The following is a 16,790-nucleotide window of genomic DNA, read 5'->3' on the forward strand; positions in this document are numbered from 1 at the left end:
GCGGTCAGGGCCTTTCGGGGGCGGGCGTGGGCGCGGCGGCGGCGCGGGGTTCGCGGTGGCCAAACTGCCGCAGGTCGCGCAGCAGTGGCGGCAGCGACAGGGCCAGCAGCACCAGCGCCAGCGGCACCACGCTGACAAAGCCCAGGTACTTGAAGCCGGCCGCGCCCAGCACGCCGCCGGCCAGGAACATGGCCAGCAACGAGGCATACAGCCGCAGCTTGGCGCGGTTGGCGCGCACCCGGCTTTCGGGCGGTGAATCGCCGCGGTTCCAGTAGGCCAGCTTGCCCAGTTCAATGCCCAGGTCGGTGATGATGCCGGTCATGTGGGTGGTGCGGATCAGGGCCGACGACACCTTGGTCACCAGCGCGTTCTGCAGGCCCATGGTGAAGGTGAGCAGCAGCACCGTGAGCGGCACGGCAAACGGGGTCTGGCGATTGAGCGTGGCCCCGATCAGGCCGAACACCAGCAGCAGCACGGCCTCCAGCAGCAAAGGCAGGGCATAGCCGCTTTGCAGGCGCCGGCGATGGCCCCAGTTCACCAGAACGGCCGTGGTGGCCGCCCCCATGAGGAAGAACAGCAGGGCCCCGATGGCCCCGAGCACCAGAGTGACCTCGCCCAGCACCAGGTTGTCGGCCAGCACCGAGACGAAACCCGTCATGTGCGAGGTGTAGGAATGCACCACGATCACCCCGCCCGCGTTGATGGCTCCGGCGTTGAACGCCAGCAGCAGGCCCAGCAGGCGGTTGATCGACTGGGTGCGGTGCCGGCCGGTGAGGTGACGCAGGCGTCGCATGGTGGGTCAGGCCGCCTGCAGGCGGCCGGGGTTGAAGATGCCCGCGGGGTCGAATTCGCGCTTCAGTTCGCGCTGGATCCGGTCCAGCGGCGGCTTTATTGCATCAAATCGGGCTGGAGTCCAGTCGGGGCGGCCACTGGCTGCTATGAAAAGCGTAGCGTTTCCGCCCACGCCGGCCACCGCCTGGCGCAGCCGCCCGGGCGCCTGCGCGTCGTCGGGCGCGGCCCAGACCCAGCGCTGGCCGCCCAGCCAGTCGATCAGTGTGTCGCCCAGGCCCAGCGGCGGCGTGGTGGGCGGCACCGACAGGCGCCACAGGTCCTGGCCCCGGGCATGGCCTTCGGTGAACCAGGGCAGTTGCAGCTCGCGCGCGGCGGTCCAGTCGGCGCTGACCTCGGGCGAGTCCACGCGTTGGCCCGGTGCCTCGCGCAGCAGCCAGCCGCAGGCCGCCTCCACGGCGGCCACCGCGCCTCGCAGGCGCAGGTACAGCGTGGGCTGGCCCGCGTCCACCACCCAGGAACTGGCGTTGAGCGGCAGCGGCAGGCCAGCCCATTCATTGAGCCGGCGAATTGCGGTGGCCTCGTCCAGCGCAAAGCGCAGCGTGGCCTGCGCGGGCGCGAAGGGCAGCACCTTGAGGCTGACCTCGGTGATCAGGCCCAGCGTGCCCAGCGCGCCCACCATGAGCCGCGACACGTCATAGCCCGCCACGTTCTTCATGACCTGGCCGCCAAAGGTGAGGTGCTCGGCTCGGCCATTGACCAGGGACAAGCCCAGCACATAGTCGCGCACCGGCCCCACGCAGGCCCGGGCCGGGCCGCTCAGCCCGGCGGCCACCATGCCGCCCACCGTGGCGCCGGGGCCGAAGTGGGGCGGCTCGAAAGGCAGGCACTGGCCCTGCGCGGCCAGCTCGGCCTCCAGCGCCGCCAGCGGCGTGCCGGCCCGCGCGGTAACCACCAGCTCGCTGGGCTCGTAACTGGTGATGCCGGCCAGCGGCGTGGTGTCGAGCAGCTCGCCACGCGGCGGCTCGCCATAGAAGTCCTTGGTGCCGCCGCCGCGCAGGCGCAGCGGGGTGCCGCTGGCGGCGGCGTCGCGGATGCGGTCGAGCACGGTGAGCAAAGCTGGATCCATGCCGCCATGTTAAGGCGCGGCGCCCGGCCCCGGGCACGGGCGCGCCTTGAAGTTTTTGAATTCAGTCGATGAAAAAGTTGACGGGCAGGCCCGGCACGTCGACCCGCATCGAGAAAACACAGCCGGAGTCGGGGTAGCGGGCCAGCTCGTCGGCCGGCCGGCCATGGCGGGCGGTGGTGAGGTACAGCGTGCGCAGATCGTCGCCGCCAAAGCAGGGCATGGTGGGGCACTGTGCCGGCGTGGGGAACTCGGCCAGGGTCTGGCCGCCGGGCGAGAGCTTGAGCACGCGCCCACCCTCGAACATGGCCACCCAGTAGTTGCCCTGGGCATCCACGGCCGCGCCATCGGGGCGGCCGCCGTAGCCGGGCTGGCCCGGCTGCCAGCCCGCGGGTTTGGCAGGGAACTGGCGGAAGACCCGGTGGCCGCTCATGCCGTTGGAGTCGGCATTCCAGTCCCAGGCCTGGATCAGGTGGTGGGTGGTGTCGGTCCAGTACACGGTGGCGGCATCGGGCGACCAGGCCAGGCCGTTGGCGATCACGCCGTTTTGCGCCTTGAGCTGGACCACGGGCGCCCCGGTGCCCGCCGCGCCCGCCACCTGCGGCCGGCAGTCCACCGAAAACAGCTCCGCGCGGCGCGCGTCACGCGGCTCGTACATGGTGCCGGCCCAGAAGCGGCCCAGCGGGTCGGCCTTGCCGTCGTTGAAGCGCGTGGTGGCCGGGTCATGGTTGAAGCGCGCCAGCAGCACGGGCCCGGTGCCCCACTCGCGCACCCGGTACACGCCGTCGCGCAGGGCCAGCACCAGGCCGCCGGAGCGCGCGGGCGCCATGCAGCCGGGCTCCTGCGCCACCGCCTGGCTCTGCAGCTCGCCGGTGGCGGGGTCGCCACGGTGCAGTTGCCGGCCCGGGATGTCGACCCAGTACAGGCGCTTTTCCTGCGAGTGCCAGAACGGGGATTCGCCGAGTTCGCAGCGGTGCGCGAAGGCGGTTTGCCACGCGCTCACGCCAGCGCCTCCACATGAATCGTCATCTGCGCGCTCAGCGACTCGCCGGGCGCCAGCACCTGCACGCCCAGCTCCTCGGCGCGCGCGCCGGTGCTTTGCATGAGGTTCAGCGCATTGTTGACGTGACTCACGGGCTCGATCGCCACGAAGTCCCGCGTGCCGTTGGTGAACACCACGAGGCGGCGCAGGCTGGAGTCGATGCGGGTCAGCAGCTGGGGGTCGCGCAGGGTCACGCGGCCGTTCCAGCCGTCAAAGCAGTGGTCCACGTCGAGGCTGGCGCAATCGGCGTCCAGCCCGCTGGACGCCGAGCGGGACGTGGGCAGCTTGTCGGGGCCCATCTCCCAGCGGCCACGGGCCTCGAAGCTGACGCGGCTGCCGGCGCGCTTGACGAAGTAGGGGTGCCAGCCCAGGCCCACGGGCGCGGGCGTGCCCGACTGGTTGGTGATGCCCATGGTGAGCTCGAGCGCGCCCGGCGTGATGCGGAAAGTCTGCGAGGTGTCAAAGGCAAAGGGCCAGGCCGCGTCGGCGCGGTGCTCGAACGACAGCATGGCGAACTGGGCCGTGCTCTCCAGCACCTCCCAGGGGCGCTGCCAGCCCACGCCATGGATGGCATGCGGCTCGGCGGCATTGTTGTGGACCAGCGGATGGCTGGTGCCCTGCCATTGCAGCGTGGCCTGGCCCACCCGGTTGGAGAACGGCACCAGCGGGTAGCTGCCGGCCTGGCGCGCCGACACCAGCTGCGCCGCCGGCGTGGATCGCAGCACCGGCACCCCATGAAGCCACAGGCCGGCGATGCAGCCGCCCAGGGCGGGCGCGATTTCGCAGCGCAGGCCGTCGCACGAGAGTTCAAGCGCAAGGGTCATGCGCCCATTGTGCACGCTGGCCAGCGGCCCCAAAAAAAAGGGGCCCGCATCGCTGCGGGCCCAACATCCAAAGGAGACTCTTGCTAACGAAAAATCAACACTGCGGTTTAACGGTGATAGGCCGTCTCGCCGTGGGCGCTGATGTCCAGGCCTTCGCGCTCTTCCTCTTCGGTCACACGCAGGCCGATGACCATGTCAACGATCTTGTAGGCAATGAAGGCCACGACCGCCGACCACACGATGGTGATCAGCACGCCTTCGGCCTGGATCATCACCTGGCTCATGATGGAGAAGTCGGCCTTGCCGGTGCCGCCCAGGCCAGGCGCGGTGAACACGCCGGTCAGGATGGCGCCCAGGATGCCGCCCACGCCGTGCACGCCGAACACGTCCAGCGAGTCGTCGGCGCCCAGCATGCGCTTGAGGCCATTGACACCCCACAGGCAGACGAAGCCAGCCAGCAGGCCCAGGATGATGGCGCCCATGGGGCCCACCGAACCGCAGGCCGGCGTGATGGCAACCAGACCAGCGATGGCACCCGAAGCAGCACCCAGCATCGAGGCCTTGCCCTTGGACAGCGCCTCGCCGATGCACCAGGCCAGCACGGCAGCGGCGGTGGCCACCAGCGTGTTGATGAAGGCCAGGGCAGCGCCGCTGGTGGCTTCCAGGTTGGAGCCGGCGTTGAAGCCGAACCAGCCCACCCACAGCATGGAGGCACCGACCATGGTCAGCGTCAGGCTGTGAGGCGCCATCGATTCCTTGCCGTAGCCCAGGCGCTTGCCCACCATGTAGGCGCCCACCAGACCGGCGACGCCGGCGTTGATGTGCACCACGGTGCCGCCCGCGAAGTCCAGCGCGCCCTTGCCCAGCAGGTAGCCGCCCGAGCCCCACACCATGTGGGCGATCGGCAGGTAGCAGAAGGTGAACCAGATCACCGAGAACAGCAGCACAGCGGAGAACTTCATGCGCTCGGCGAACGAGCCCACGATCAGCGCGCAGGTGATGCCCGCAAAGGTGGCCTGGAACGCGATGAACACGAACTCGGGCAACTTGGCGGTGGCGGTGAAGGTGTCGGCCAGCGAATCGCCGTTGACGCCCTTGAGGAAGATCTTGCTCAGGTCGCCAATGATCTTGCCCTCGGCACCGAACGCCACGCTGTAGCCGTAGATGGCCCACAGCACGGTGATCAGCGAGAACACCACCAGCACCTGCATCAGCACCGACAGCATGTTCTTGCTGCGCACCAGGCCGCCGTAGAACAGGGCCAGGCCGGGCACCGCCATGAAGATCACGAGCGCGGTGGAAATCATCATCCAGGACACGTCGCCCTTGTCGACGGTGGCCTTGGGGGCTTCCGCGGCGGCCGCAGGGGCTGCCGCAGCGGGAGCTGCCGCCGCGGGAGCGGCTTCCGCGGGTTTGGCTTCAGCAGCCGGAGCCGACGCCGCGGGAGCGGCAGCGGGCGTTTGCGCGATGGCGGCCGTGCCGCCAATCAACAGGCCCAGGCCCAGGGCCAGGGAGGCAAGTAGTTTTTTCATGGGTGTCTCTTTCTTGATGGGAGGCTTACAGCGCGTCCTTGCCGGTTTCACCGGTGCGGATGCGAACTACTTGCTCCAGGTTGTAAACAAAAATCTTGCCGTCGCCGATCTTGCCGGTGCGCGCTGCACCTTCGACGGCTTCGATCACGCGCTCGACCAACTCGTCGGCCACCGCCGCCTCGATCTTGACCTTGGGCAGGAAATCCACGACGTATTCCGCACCGCGGTACAGCTCGGTGTGGCCCTTCTGGCGACCGAAGCCCTTGACTTCGGTCACGGTAATGCCCTGCACACCGATGCCGGACAGTGCCTCCCGCACCTCATCCAGCTTGAACGGTTTGATGATGGCCGTTACGAGTTTCATGTCTTCTCCTCAAATAGGTGTTGCTTAGAACGACTTGGCAACCGACACCACCACGGTGCCCTTGCCCACGTCCTTGCCGGCGGTCGGGTCGAAGAACGTGTTCTTGCGGTTGGTCGACACATAGGAAGCACCGACGACGTAGCCGCTCAGGTCCTTGGTGACGCCCAGCTTGTAGTCGGTGATCTTGCCGGCGCCGCCGGGGGTGTTCTTGACCTTCTGGTAACCCACGTGGGCGTTGACGCCCCAGCCGTCACCCAGGTCCTGGGCGTAGCCCAGGTCGATGTAGAAGCTGTTCTTGGTGTTGGGAGCCGAGAAGAACTTGGACACCGCGTGGTAGTACTTGGCCGAGAACGGGCCATAGCTCACGCCGGCGTACAGCTCGGTGTTGTCGATCTTGTTGGTGCCGGCGATGTTGCCCGAACCGGGGTAGTAGTAATAGATGGCACCCAGGTCATAGCCCAGGTCACCGGCGGAACCCTTGTAGCCGCCGTAGAAGTCCATCTCGATGTTGGCGCCGTTGTAGAACTGGCTGCTGATGTTGGAGTTCCAGTTGCCCAGGTAGAAACCGGACTTGTGCGCGAAGTCAAAGCCACCCTGCAGGGCCGGCTTCTTGTTGGTCTGGGAGATGCCACGAAACCGGTAGTCGGAAGCCAGCGTCATGTTGCCGCTCAGCGTGTAGTCGGGTTCGGGCGCCTTGGCCTGGGCGAAAGCAGAAACGCCCGTCAGGGCCAGGGCCGAAGCAAACAGCGCGGTCTTCAATTTCATGGAGTTCTCCGTTAAAAAAAGGATGAGGACAGTTCCACTTAGCAGGGAGCGTGCCAAACTGCACACATCGAAGCGGCCGTGCACTGAATGAGGCCTCTGCGCGTTATGAGCTACAAAATCGGCGGAAAAGAACGCCTTATGCACCATGTCGGTGCCATCTTGGTTTTTTTCAGGCACCAGCCTTAATCACGCACCGGTCTGGGGAGGGGAGTTTCAATGAGCTTGTCTTTGGTGCAGAGCCGTGCGCTGCTGGGCCTGGAAGCGGCCAGCGTCACCGTTGAGGTGCATCTGGCCAACGGCCTGCCCAGCTTCACGCTGGTGGGCCTGGCCGACGTGGAGGTGAAAGAGGCCCGCGAGCGGGTCCGCTCGGCGCTGCAGAACTCGGGGCTGGAGTTCCCGGGCAACAAAAAGATCGTCGTCAACCTGGCGCCAGCCGACCTGCCCAAGGACTCGGGCCGGTTCGATTTGCCCATTGCCCTGGGCATCCTGGCCGCCAGCGGCCAGATTGACGCGGCCAGGCTGGCCGGCCATGAATTTGCCGGGGAGCTCTCGCTGTCGGGCGAACTGCGGCCGGTGCGCGGCGCGCTGGCCATGAGCCTGGCGCTGCACACCAGCGGCATCCACACCCGGCTGGTGCTGCCGGCCGCCAGTGCCGAGGAGGCCGCGCTGGTGCCAGGCGCGCAGGTCTATGGTGCGCGCCACCTGCTGGACGTGGTCCAGCAGTTCGTGGCCGAGCTGGCCGAGGGCGAAGCCCCGCGCGAGGGCTGGGCCCGGGTTCAGCCCGCGCCCGCCAGCGCCGCGCCGGTGTATGCCGACCTGGCCGACGTGAAGGGGCAGGCGGCCGCCAAGCGGGCCCTGGAGATTGCCGCCGCGGGCGGCCACAGCCTGCTCATGGTGGGCCCGCCGGGCTCGGGCAAGTCCATGCTGGCGCAGCGCTTTGCGGGCCTGTTGCCACCGATGAGCGTGGACGAAGCGCTGGAGAGCGCCGCCATCGCCTCGCTGGGCGGGCGCTTCACGCTGGCGCAATGGCAGACCCGGCCCACGGCCAGCCCGCACCACACCGCCAGCGCCGTGGCGCTGGTGGGCGGCGGCTCACCGCCCCGGCCCGGCGAGATCTCGCTGGCCCACCACGGCGTGCTCTACCTTGATGAGATGGTGGAGTTTTCCAGGGCCTCGCTGGAGGCGCTGCGCGAGCCGCTGGAGACCGGCCGCATCACCATCTCGCGCGCGGCGCGGCGTGCCGACTTCCCGGCGCGCTTCCAGCTGATTGGGGCCATGAACCCCTGCCCCTGTGGCTACCTGGGCGCCACCACCCGCGCCTGCCGCTGCACGCCCGACCAGGTGGCGCGCTACCAGGGCAAGCTCAGCGGCCCGCTGCTGGACCGCATCGACCTGCATGTGGAAGTGCCCACGCTGGCGGTCGACGCCCTGCTGGCCACGCCGCCGGGCGAGGCCACCGACGCGATCCGCGCGCGCTGCGCGGCCGCGCGCCAGCGCGCCACCGAGCGCCAGGGCCATGCCAACCAGGCCCTGGCGGGCGCCGACATTGACCGCCACGCGGCGCTGGACGCGGCCGGACTGCAGTTTCTCAAGACCGCCGCGGGCCGCCTGGGCTGGAGCGCCAGATCCACCCACCGCGCCCTCAAGGTGGCGCGCACCATTGCCGACCTGGCCGGTTCGGCCACCACCCAGGTCGCGCATGTGGCCGAGGCCGTGCAGTACCGGCGGGCGCTGCACGCGGGCTGAGCGGGCTGGCCGGCGAATCCTGCTTCACTCCGATTTGCTCCGTTTTTCATAGCGCACAGTGGCCGCCCCGTCTGGACTCCAGCCACTTTTGACTCCTGAACCAGCGAAAATGCCCCCATGACACCCTCCGTACCCGCTCACGCCGGCCTGGACCGCCGGCTGGTGGGCTGGCTGTCACTGGGGCAGCTGATCACCTGGGGCAGCGTGTTCTACACCTTTGCTCTGCTGATGGAGCCGGTGGAGCGCGAGCTGGGCCTGAGCCGCGCGCAGTCGTCGCTGGCGTTCAGCCTGGCGCTGCTGGCCGAGGGCCTGGCGGCCTACCCCGTGGGCCGCTGGATCGACCGCGGCCACGAGCGCGCGGTGATGACGGGCGGCTCGTTGCTGGTGGCGCTGTGCCTGGCGCTGCACAGTGCGGTGAATTCGCTGGCCGGCTTTTATGCCGTGTGGCTGGGCCTCGGCGCGGCGCTGGCGGCCACGCTGTACACGCCCGCGTTCGCGGTGGTCACGCGGCGCTTTCCGGACGACTTTCGCCGCGCCATCATCACGCTGACCTTTCTGGGCGGGCTGGCCAGCACGGTGTTCATCCCGCTGTCAGCCGCGCTGGTGCGCGAGCTGGGCTGGCGCCACGCGCTGTGGGTGCTGGCCGGCATCCACCTGCTGCTGTGCGCGCCCCTGCATGCCCTGGTGCTGCGCCATGCGCCGCGCGTGGTGCGCGCGGCACCGGCGGGCAGTGGTGCGCCCGCGGCCGGTTCGCTGGCCCACCACCTGCGCAGCGCGCCGTTCTGGCTGATTGGGGTGTTTGTGGTGGTGATGATGGCGATCACGGCCGCGCTGCCCGCCCACCTGATCAGCCTGCTGCGCGAGAACGGCCTGAGCGAGGCCTGGGTGATTGCCATCCCCGCAAGCATCGGGCTGATCCAGGTGCTGGGCCGCCTGCTGCTGTACTTTTTTGAGCGCCGCTTTGACGTGCACCTGGCCAACCGGTTGATCCCCTGCCTGGTGCCGCTGGGGCTGGCCGCGCTGCTGGCCGGCGGCGGCCATGGCGCCGCGGCGCTGGTGTTTGTGCTGCTGTATGGCATGGGCAACGGCATGCTGACCATTGTCAAGGGCACGGCCATTGCGCAGTATGTGAGCCGCGAGCATGTGGCCTCGCTCAACGGCGCGCTGGGCCCGCCCCAGGCCATTGCGCGCGCCGTGGCGCCGCTGATGCTGGGTGTGTTGTGGAGCCCCGCGCTGGGCTACACGCTGGGGCTGGCGGTGCTGCTGGCGGCCAGCGTGGTGGCGGTGGGCGCCTTGCTGCTGGCCCAGCGCGCTTCTTCCAGCGCACGGGCGCTGCCGGCCGACAGCAGCAGGATGGCCGACGAAAAATAGATCCACATCAGCAGCACCACCAGCGAACCCGCCGCGCCATAGGCCGAGACCACGGCCGCGGTGGACAGGTAGGCCGCCAGCACATGCCGGCCGATGGTGAACAGCGCCGCGCCCACGCAGGCGCCCAGCACCAGGTAGCGCGTGCCGGGCTTGGGGCCGGTGCTCATGCGCATCAGCCCCACAAACAGCGCCGCGCACACCCCAAACGCCACCACCTCATTGAGCACCAGCATCACCGGCTCCAGCGGCAGCCACGAGGCGCTGGCCCAGCCCGAGAAGATGTTGAGCAGGGTGGACATGGCCAGCGACACCAGCAGCAAGAAGCCAAACGCCAGCACATAGCCCACGCCGCGCAGCCGCATCGACGCGGTGTGCCACCAGTTGGAGGCCGGGCGGGTCTCGGTGCCGTGGACCCACAGCCGCTCCATGGCCGTCTGCAGCTCGCCAAACACGCCGGTGGCGCCAAACAGCAGGATGAAGAAGCTGATGACCGAGGCCAGCAGCCCCTGGGCCGGTTCGCGCGCGCTTTCCAGCGTCTGGTGAATGACGCCCGCGCCCTGCGGGCCCACCACCGTGCCGATCTGCGAGACCAGGCCGGCCTCGAGCGCCGCTTTGTCCATCCACCAGCCCAGCAGCGCGACCAGCAGCACCAGCAGCGGCGCCAGGCTCAAGATGCCGTAGAACGACATGGCGGCGGCCATGCGCATGCCGTCGGCATCGCGCCACAGCTGGACGGCGCGGTAGATGGGCATGAAGGGCCGCGCCAGCGGCGCGAGCGCGCGGGCGGCCCGCCTCAGGGACGGCGGAAGGGTCATGCCCCCAGACTAGCCCGCTGACGCGGCGCGTCCATAGGCCCGGCGCGTTGCGGCGGGTCAGCGGCGTCCTACACGGCGCCGGGCAAAGTGGCCAGGGAGCCCCCGGGCCGCCGGGCCTCAGAGGTTGGGTGCGAGCAGGCGCTTGAGTTCGCTCGCGTCCACGCCGCGGCGGCGCACCTGGTCGTCCACCTGGTCGTCGCCGATGCGGCCCACGTTGAAGTAGCTGCTGTCGGGGTGGCCCAGGTAGAAGCCGCTGACGCTGGCCGCGGGCGTCATGGCCAGGCTCTCGGTCACGCCCATGCCGATGTCCTCGCACTGCAGCAGCGCAAACATCTCGCGCTTGACGCTGTGGTCGGGGCAGGCCGGGTAGCCGGGCGCGGGGCGGATGCCGCGGTATTTCTCGGCAATCATGTCCTCGTTGCTCAGGGCCTCGTCGGGCGCGTAGCCCCACAGGTCGGTGCGCACGCGGTGGTGCAGCGCCTCGGCAAAGGCCTCGGCCAGGCGGTCGGCCAGGGCCTTGATCATGATGGCCGAGTAGTCGTCCAGGTCGTCCATGAAGAACTGCGCCTTCTTCTCGGCGCCGATGCCGGCCGTGACCGCGAACAGGCCCACATAGTCCTTGATGCCGCTCTCGCGCGGGGCCACAAAGTCGGCCAGGCAGCGGCTGGGGCGCATCACGCCATCGACCACCTGCTTCTCGGTCTGCTGGCGCAGGCCGTACCAGGTCAGCGCCACCTCGGTGCGCGACTCGTCCTGGTACAGCGCGATGTCGTCGTCGTTCACGCTGTTGGCCGGGTACAGCGCCATCACGCCATTGGCGGTGAGCCAGCGGCCCTCGATCGCGCGCTGCAGCATGCGCCTGGCATCGGCATAGACACGCACCGCCTCGGCGCCCACCACCTCGTCCTTGAGGATGGCCGGGAACGGGCCGGCCAGGTCCCAGGTCTGGAAGAACGGGCCCCAGTCGATGTATTTGGCCAGCTCGGTCAGGTCAAAGTTCTTGAAAACGCGGCGGCCCAGCACCTTGGGCACGGGTGGCTGATAGCCGGCCCAGTCCACGCGCGTCTTGTTGGCGCGCGCCTTGGCCAGCGGCCACAGCGGCACCTGCTTCTTGTTGGCGTGCTGGGTGCGCACGCGGTCGTAGTCGGCGTTGACCTCGGCGATATAGGCCGTGGCCTGGTCGCTCAGCAGGCTCTGCGCCACGCTGACGCTGCGCGAGGCATCGGGCACATAGACCACCGGGCCCTCGTAGTGCGGCGCGATCTTGACGGCGGTGTGCACGCGGCTGCAAGTGGCGCCGCCAATGAGCAGCGGGATCTTCTTGATGCGGAAATGGTCGTCCTTCTGCATCTCGCCGGCCACGTATTGCATTTCCTCCAGGCTGGGCGTGATCAGGCCACTCAGGCCCACGATGTCGGCGCCTTCGACCTTGGCGCGCGCCAGGATCTCGTGGCAGGGCACCATCACGCCCATGTTGACCACCTCGAAGTTGTTGCACTGCAGGACCACGGTGACGATGTTCTTGCCGATGTCGTGCACGTCGCCCTTGACGGTGGCGATGATGATCTTGCCCTTGGTGCGCACGTCGCGGCCCGCGGCCTCGTCCTGGCGCTTTTCTTCCTCGATGTAGGGCAGCAGGTGGGCCACGGCCTGCTTCATCACGCGGGCCGACTTGACCACCTGCGGCAAAAACATCTTGCCGGCGCCAAACAGGTCGCCCACGATGTTCATGCCGTCCATCAGCGGGCCTTCAATCACTTCCAGCGGCCGGCCGCCGCGCGCGAGGATGGCGCGGTACACCTCCTCGGTGTCTTCGACGATGAAGTCGGTGATGCCGTGCACCAGCGAGTGGCTCAGCCGCTGCTCCACCGGGCCGGCGCGCCACTCGTTGCGCTTGCTGTCGTCCTTGGCGCCGCTCCTGGCGGTTTCGGCGATCTCGACCAGGCGCTCGCCCGCGTCGGCCCGGCGGTTGAGCACCACGTCTTCCACACGCTCGCGCAGCTCGGGTTCCAGGTCGTCATACACGCCCACCATGCCGGCGTTGACGATGCCCATGTCCATGCCCGCCTGGATGGCGTGGTACAGGAACACGGTGTGGATGGCTTCGCGCACCGGGTCGTTGCCGCGGAAGCTGAAGCTCACATTACTCACGCCGCCCGAGACCTTGGCGCCCGGCAGGTTCTGCTTGATCCAGCGCGCGGCATTGATGAAGTCCACCGCGTAGTTGTTGTGCTCTTCAATGCCGGTGGCAATGGCGAAGATGTTGGGGTCGAAGATGATGTCTTCGGGCGGGAAGCCCACCTCGTCCACCAGGACGCGGTAGGCGCGCTCGCAGATCTCGACCTTGCGCTCGTAGGTGTCGGCCTGGCCCTTTTCGTCGAAGGCCATGACCACGGCGGCCGCGCCATAGCGGCGCACCAGCGCGGCCTGGCGCTTGAACTCGGCCACGCCCTCTTTCATGCTGATGGAGTTGACGATGCCCTTGCCCTGCACGCAGCGCAGGCCGGCCTCGATCACTTCCCACTTGGATGAATCGACCATCACCGGCACCCGCGCGATGTCGGGCTCGGAGGCGATCAGGTTCAAAAAGCGCACCATGGCGGCCTTGCTGTCGAGCATGGCCTCGTCCATGTTGACGTCGATCACCTGGGCGCCGTTTTCGACCTGCTGGCGGGCCACGGCCAGCGCCTGCTCGAACTCGCCGTTGAGGATCATGCGGGCAAAGGCCTTGGAGCCCGTGACGTTGGTGCGCTCACCCACGTTGACAAACAGGCTGCCCGTGCTGACACTGACCGGCTCCAGGCCGGACAGCTTCATGGACGGGGGGGACAACGGATCTGGCATGGCTCACCTTGCAAGGAGTTACAGGTGAGCGTCGTTGCATTCACTCAAGCCTGACCAGGCCCCGGCAATCTGCCCGGCTGGCTGCAACGCTCCTTGAGTTGGCGTGATTTTAATGTCAGACAATAGGCCTCTTACCGACCCACGGCTCGAACCCCCATGTTCAACAAGTTTTTCGGCAAAAAACCCCCAGATGCCCCGGAGTCGCGGCTACCCGAGGAGCGGTTGCGCAGGATCGAGGGCTCGTCCAGCGCCGACCTGGCCGCCGACATGCTCACCGCGCCCAGCGCGCTGATGCAGCTGACCAACGAGGACGCGCGGATCGTGGTCACCTACATGAAGCCGCACAAGATCGCCGAGGGCACCACCTTCATCAGGGAAGGCGACGTGGACGACACCGGCTTCATGCTGCTGCTGCTGGACGGCGAGGTGACGGTGGAATCCATCGTGGTCAGCCGCACCGAGCCCATCACCGTGACCGTGCTCGGCCCCGGCAACCTGATCGGCGAGATGGGCCTGCTTGACGGCGAGCCGCGCTCGGCCTCGTGCACCGCCATCAGCGACCTGCGCTGCGCCATCCTCACGCGCGACGCGCTGAACCAGCTGCTCAACGACGACCCGCGCACCGCCGCCAAGCTGATGATGGCCATCTCGCTGCGCATTGCCGAGCGCATGCGCGAAAGCGCCGACAAGCTCAAGCTCTACGCCCAGCTTGCGCAGGCGATGCAGGAAGAGATCAACAACTTGATGCCGTTGTAGGGCAAGTGGCCTGGCGGTCTTGATTTGCTACTGATTTTGTAGCTGGGAGTGGCCGCCAGGACTGGACTCCAGGCCTTTTCGACCCTCAACCTAGCTTATTGCTTCTGGTACGCCACAGACCGGAACGTGCTGGGGTAGCCCTGCGCATCCTTGGCGCCCGAGTTTTGACCGATCCGGAAAGCGTTGGCAGCAGTAATGGCAAGGACTTGCTTGCCGCTCGCAGGGGCCGGTTGGGTGATCTGGAAAGTCACCTTGTCGGCCGTCTCGCCCTGAACCGCCTTGGTGCCGGCATCCAGCGAGACAACGCCCTGCTCGCCAGGTTGTACTGATCCTGCACCCGTGCAGACGGTGTTGGCAAAACGGGTGGCGGCGTAGGTGTAGGTCAGCGTGGTGTCGCTTTGCTTTGCAAAGGTGAATGTCTCACGGTCGGACTCGGTAGGGCTGAAGGCATTGCAGCCGACCCAGGCGCCCACATACTTGTCCGCGGCAGCTGCGACTGGTGCTGGTGCTGGTGCGGGCGTAGGGGCCGGAGCTGGTGCTGGTGCTGGCGACGGTGTGGGGGCTGGTGCAGGCGTGGGAGCCGGCGACGGTGCCGGCGCTTCCACCGGGGCCGGAGCTGGGGCCGAAGGCGCGTCCGCGGCCAACACGGCAGCGGTCTCGCCTGATCCGCCGCCTCCGCAGGCGCTCAGGGCAACGGCGCAGAACAAAGCGGCGAGGGTTTGGAGGTTGGTGGAATGGGACATGGGTTTCCTTTTGGAGTTAAAGAGTCGGAATGGCAACAAGCCGTCTGGGGTCGGGCGGATCAGCGCGATGCGCTTGGCGGCGCGCCCGAATCTGCTATGAATTGAGTAGCGAACAGAGTTCGTCCAGCGAGGGCGGGAGCCGAAGAACGCGCGCCAGCCTGCGGGTTGATGTCATTCCACGGTGAAGAAGCCGGCGGCCGTGATGGGCGCCGTGAATTCAATACTGACGTAGTTGGCCGGCACGGGCAGCGATCCCGCCCGCTGGGTGGTAGCCAGCGCGGTGCGCACCCATCCACCCGTGCTTGTGGGCGTGTAGGCCACGACTTTCTTGGCCGCAAGCTGATCGGCCGTGAGACCGCTGAATGCGCTGTTGACCGTCAACTGCTTGTTGCTCAGCTGGTCAAACTGCCCGTCGGCCAGCACCGCCCAGTTCACGGAGCCGGTGAGCATGGCCGTCAAGGCCGGCGGTATGTCCGGAAAGCCCGCCGTTGGCTTTTGCACCACGCACACTTTCACCGTGGCGGCCGTCAGCGGCGTGATGAACCGCAAGGTGCTCGAGGCGTTGATGACGGAAGTGATGGCTCCGGCCAGCACCGAGTTGGCGAGGCTGAATGTTTGCACGCCAGCGGGGCAGTTGGCGGCCGAGGTGGCAGCGGCGGGCGACTCCGGCGATGTTGCAGGTGCAGGTGCGGGGGTTGTGGCTGGCGCTGGCGCGGCTGTGGACGCCGGGGCTGGGGCAGCGTCACCGCCTCCTCCCCCGCCGCCACACCCGGTCACGGCCGCCGCTGAGAACAGCGCCGCCACCAATGCATGCTTCTTCAAGTTGATTCCTCTCGTTGGGCCTTTGTTGTTGGACGTATCGCTGGATGGCCGGGCCAGCGCACGGGTGAATCTCAGATGGGGTGTTCTGCCCTTCTCTGCCTATTTGTCTCTTGGGGAGGACGAATATTCTTTGGGGGAGTAGGTTTCTGACTAAAAGAGCTCCGGTCGAGATTGACCGGCTCACTAGAAGTTTTCCATTGAAAGTTAAGCCAGAGAAAGCAGTCCGCGAGAATCCGAGCATGGATCCACGGGCACAATAAATCGTAGCGTTCAATTTCGCTAAAGTTGCCTAAGGGAGGGGCGACCAGGACAGGACGGGGTGGCTCAGATAACTTTGCCAGTTTCAGCGAATTGGCGCCTGAGGTCGGGCAAGGCTGCAAGAATCTTTTTAAGCTCAACTTCGCGCTTTGGAATCAAAGTCTTGAAATCGTCGCTGGCAAATTTTTCTACAAAAGCAAAGTCGCCACGCACCAACGCTGCGATACACAACATGATTCCGCCCAGATCCTCGTAAAACGCATTTTCCACGTACCCCGCCTCACGTTTTTTGAACCCAGTTGGCAAATGGTTAAGAAAGTTTTCTTCTGAAGACAGGTCAAAGTATTTGTTGATGACATCAATTCCATCGGCCAGAACCTTCTTCAAATAGTCCTTGCTCTGTGTCAATACAATCCATTGCTCGGGCCATGGTCCTGGTCTGCCATACATATCTACGGCGGGAAATCTTTCACTGAATATCTGTGTCACATAGTGTGGACTGGCACGGTAATAGTCTTCCAATTCCATTTGAAAAAGAATTCTGAGTATCCATAGATCTTGCCCAAAGAAAAATTTGAAAAGTTTGGCCGCCCGCCTATTCACAACCCCTGCATCTGGCTGTGTATTGCATCCTCCCCCTCTAAAATAAAAACCTGGACTAACGATCAGCTCAGTGTGCTTGAGCGTCTTGTTTCTGAAGCTACCCGTAGCAAAGCTCCAGCCTTCAAATTCACCTGCCACCTCGTTGCAAATGTGGTAAACGTCGTCTTTGAATGTCATCTCAATTCGGCCTTAATACGTACACAGGAGTCGGCGCTACAGGACCAGTTATGTTTACTCTTGGAGCGTTGCCGCCTTGTCCTCCACCACCCACCGCACCGCACTACTGATCAGCACAGCCGGGTAGACCGCTGATTCACCTGAAATCAGTTTCCCCCTCGTTGGGCCCTTGATGCTATAGATTTCGCTGATTTCCAAAGCCGGTAGGCGTGT

Annotated in this window: 14 protein-coding genes, 2 pseudogenes and 1 riboswitch; of the genes and pseudogenes, 3 read left to right on the top strand and 13 right to left on the bottom strand. The window is 66.6% G+C overall.

Translation table 11 applies throughout. The annotated features are described in order from the left end of the window. Positions 1 to 4 precede the first annotated feature (4 nt). The 7 genes from KF796_01270 to KF796_01300 form a co-directional block, all read right to left on the bottom strand. Positions 5 to 793 carry a DUF1275 domain-containing protein gene (locus tag KF796_01270; protein ID MBX3585244.1) on the bottom strand — a complete coding sequence of 263 codons (789 nt, stop codon included), beginning with the start codon at positions 791 to 793 and terminating at the stop codon, positions 5 to 7. Positions 794 to 799: 6 nt separating this feature from the next. Then, positions 800 to 1,918: a glycolate oxidase subunit GlcE gene (glcE, locus tag KF796_01275; GenBank protein MBX3585245.1), complete on the bottom strand. Its 1,119-nt coding sequence runs from the start codon at positions 1,916 to 1,918 to the stop codon at positions 800 to 802. Positions 1,919 to 1,979: 61 nt separating this feature from the next. Continuing rightward, positions 1,980 to 2,918: an SMP-30/gluconolactonase/LRE family protein gene (locus KF796_01280; GenBank protein ID MBX3585246.1), complete on the bottom strand. Its 939-nt coding sequence runs from the start codon at positions 2,916 to 2,918 to the stop codon at positions 1,980 to 1,982. Next, positions 2,915 to 3,781: an aldose 1-epimerase gene (locus KF796_01285; GenBank protein MBX3585247.1), complete on the bottom strand. Its 867-nt coding sequence runs from the start codon at positions 3,779 to 3,781 to the stop codon at positions 2,915 to 2,917. Before KF796_01285 ends, KF796_01280 begins: the two co-directional genes overlap by 4 nt. A 107-nt stretch (positions 3,782 to 3,888) precedes the next feature. After that, positions 3,889 to 5,313: an ammonium transporter gene (locus tag KF796_01290; protein ID MBX3585248.1), complete on the bottom strand. Its 1,425-nt coding sequence runs from the start codon at positions 5,311 to 5,313 to the stop codon at positions 3,889 to 3,891. Positions 5,314 to 5,338: 25 nt separating this feature from the next. Continuing rightward, the gene (gene glnK, locus KF796_01295; GenBank protein MBX3585249.1) at positions 5,339 to 5,677 is read right to left on the bottom strand and encodes a P-II family nitrogen regulator; all 339 of its coding nucleotides are present in this window, start codon (positions 5,675 to 5,677) and stop codon (positions 5,339 to 5,341) included. 24 nt (positions 5,678 to 5,701) lie between these two features. Further along, entirely contained in the window at positions 5,702 to 6,442 is a 741-nt protein-coding gene (locus KF796_01300) for a TorF family putative porin (GenBank protein ID MBX3585250.1), read from the bottom strand. Positions 6,443 to 6,658: 216 nt separating this feature from the next. Here KF796_01300 and KF796_01305 point away from each other — a divergent pair, with 216 nt between their 5' ends. Then, the gene (locus KF796_01305) at positions 6,659 to 8,188 is read left to right on the top strand and encodes a YifB family Mg chelatase-like AAA ATPase (protein MBX3585251.1); all 1,530 of its coding nucleotides are present in this window, start codon (positions 6,659 to 6,661) and stop codon (positions 8,186 to 8,188) included. A gap of 117 nt (positions 8,189 to 8,305) precedes the next feature. Beyond that, a pseudogene (locus tag KF796_01310) lies at positions 8,306 to 9,505 on the top strand (MFS transporter). Here KF796_01310 and KF796_01315 read toward each other — a convergent pair. Both KF796_01315 and metH read right to left on the bottom strand, forming a co-directional pair. Further along, a complete protein-coding gene (locus KF796_01315; protein MBX3585252.1) occupies positions 9,427 to 10,374 on the bottom strand; it encodes a YihY/virulence factor BrkB family protein in 948 nt (315 codons plus the stop codon). The pseudogene KF796_01310 and the gene KF796_01315 overlap by 79 nt on opposite strands. Before the next feature lie 117 nt (positions 10,375 to 10,491). Then, positions 10,492 to 13,191, bottom strand: coding sequence for a methionine synthase (gene metH, locus KF796_01320; protein MBX3585253.1), 2,700 nt, complete (start codon positions 13,189 to 13,191; stop codon positions 10,492 to 10,494). Positions 13,192 to 13,237: 46 nt separating this feature from the next. Next, positions 13,238 to 13,319, bottom strand: a riboswitch (S-adenosyl-L-homocysteine riboswitch). 55 nt (positions 13,320 to 13,374) lie between these two features. On the opposite strand from metH, the gene KF796_01325 reads away from it, so the two are divergent. Then, on the top strand, positions 13,375 to 13,974 hold the full coding sequence (locus KF796_01325; GenBank protein ID MBX3585254.1) for a cyclic nucleotide-binding domain-containing protein: 600 nt from the start codon (positions 13,375 to 13,377) through the stop codon (positions 13,972 to 13,974). A 95-nt stretch (positions 13,975 to 14,069) separates the two neighbouring features. Here KF796_01325 and KF796_01330 read toward each other — a convergent pair whose 3' ends face one another. The 4 genes and pseudogenes from KF796_01330 to KF796_01345 all read right to left on the bottom strand — a co-directional run bounded on the left by KF796_01330 (position 14,070) and on the right by KF796_01345 (position 16,577). Continuing rightward, complete coding sequence (locus tag KF796_01330) at positions 14,070 to 14,447, bottom strand: hypothetical protein (protein ID MBX3585255.1); 378 nt, start codon at positions 14,445 to 14,447, stop codon at positions 14,070 to 14,072. A gap of 24 nt (positions 14,448 to 14,471) precedes the next feature. Next, positions 14,472 to 14,717 (bottom strand): annotated as a pseudogene (locus KF796_01335) (hypothetical protein). Positions 14,718 to 14,888: 171 nt separating this feature from the next. Continuing rightward, positions 14,889 to 15,338, bottom strand: a complete 450-nt coding sequence (locus KF796_01340) for a hypothetical protein (GenBank protein ID MBX3585256.1) — start codon at positions 15,336 to 15,338, stop codon at positions 14,889 to 14,891. Positions 15,339 to 15,863: 525 nt separating this feature from the next. Further along, complete coding sequence (locus KF796_01345) at positions 15,864 to 16,577, bottom strand: hypothetical protein (GenBank protein ID MBX3585257.1); 714 nt, start codon at positions 16,575 to 16,577, stop codon at positions 15,864 to 15,866. Between the last annotated feature and the right edge of the window lie 213 nt (positions 16,578 to 16,790).

It is taken from the genome of Ramlibacter sp. (genome assembly GCA_019635435.1).
GTDB lineage: Bacteria > Pseudomonadota > Gammaproteobacteria > Burkholderiales > Burkholderiaceae_C > JAHBZM01.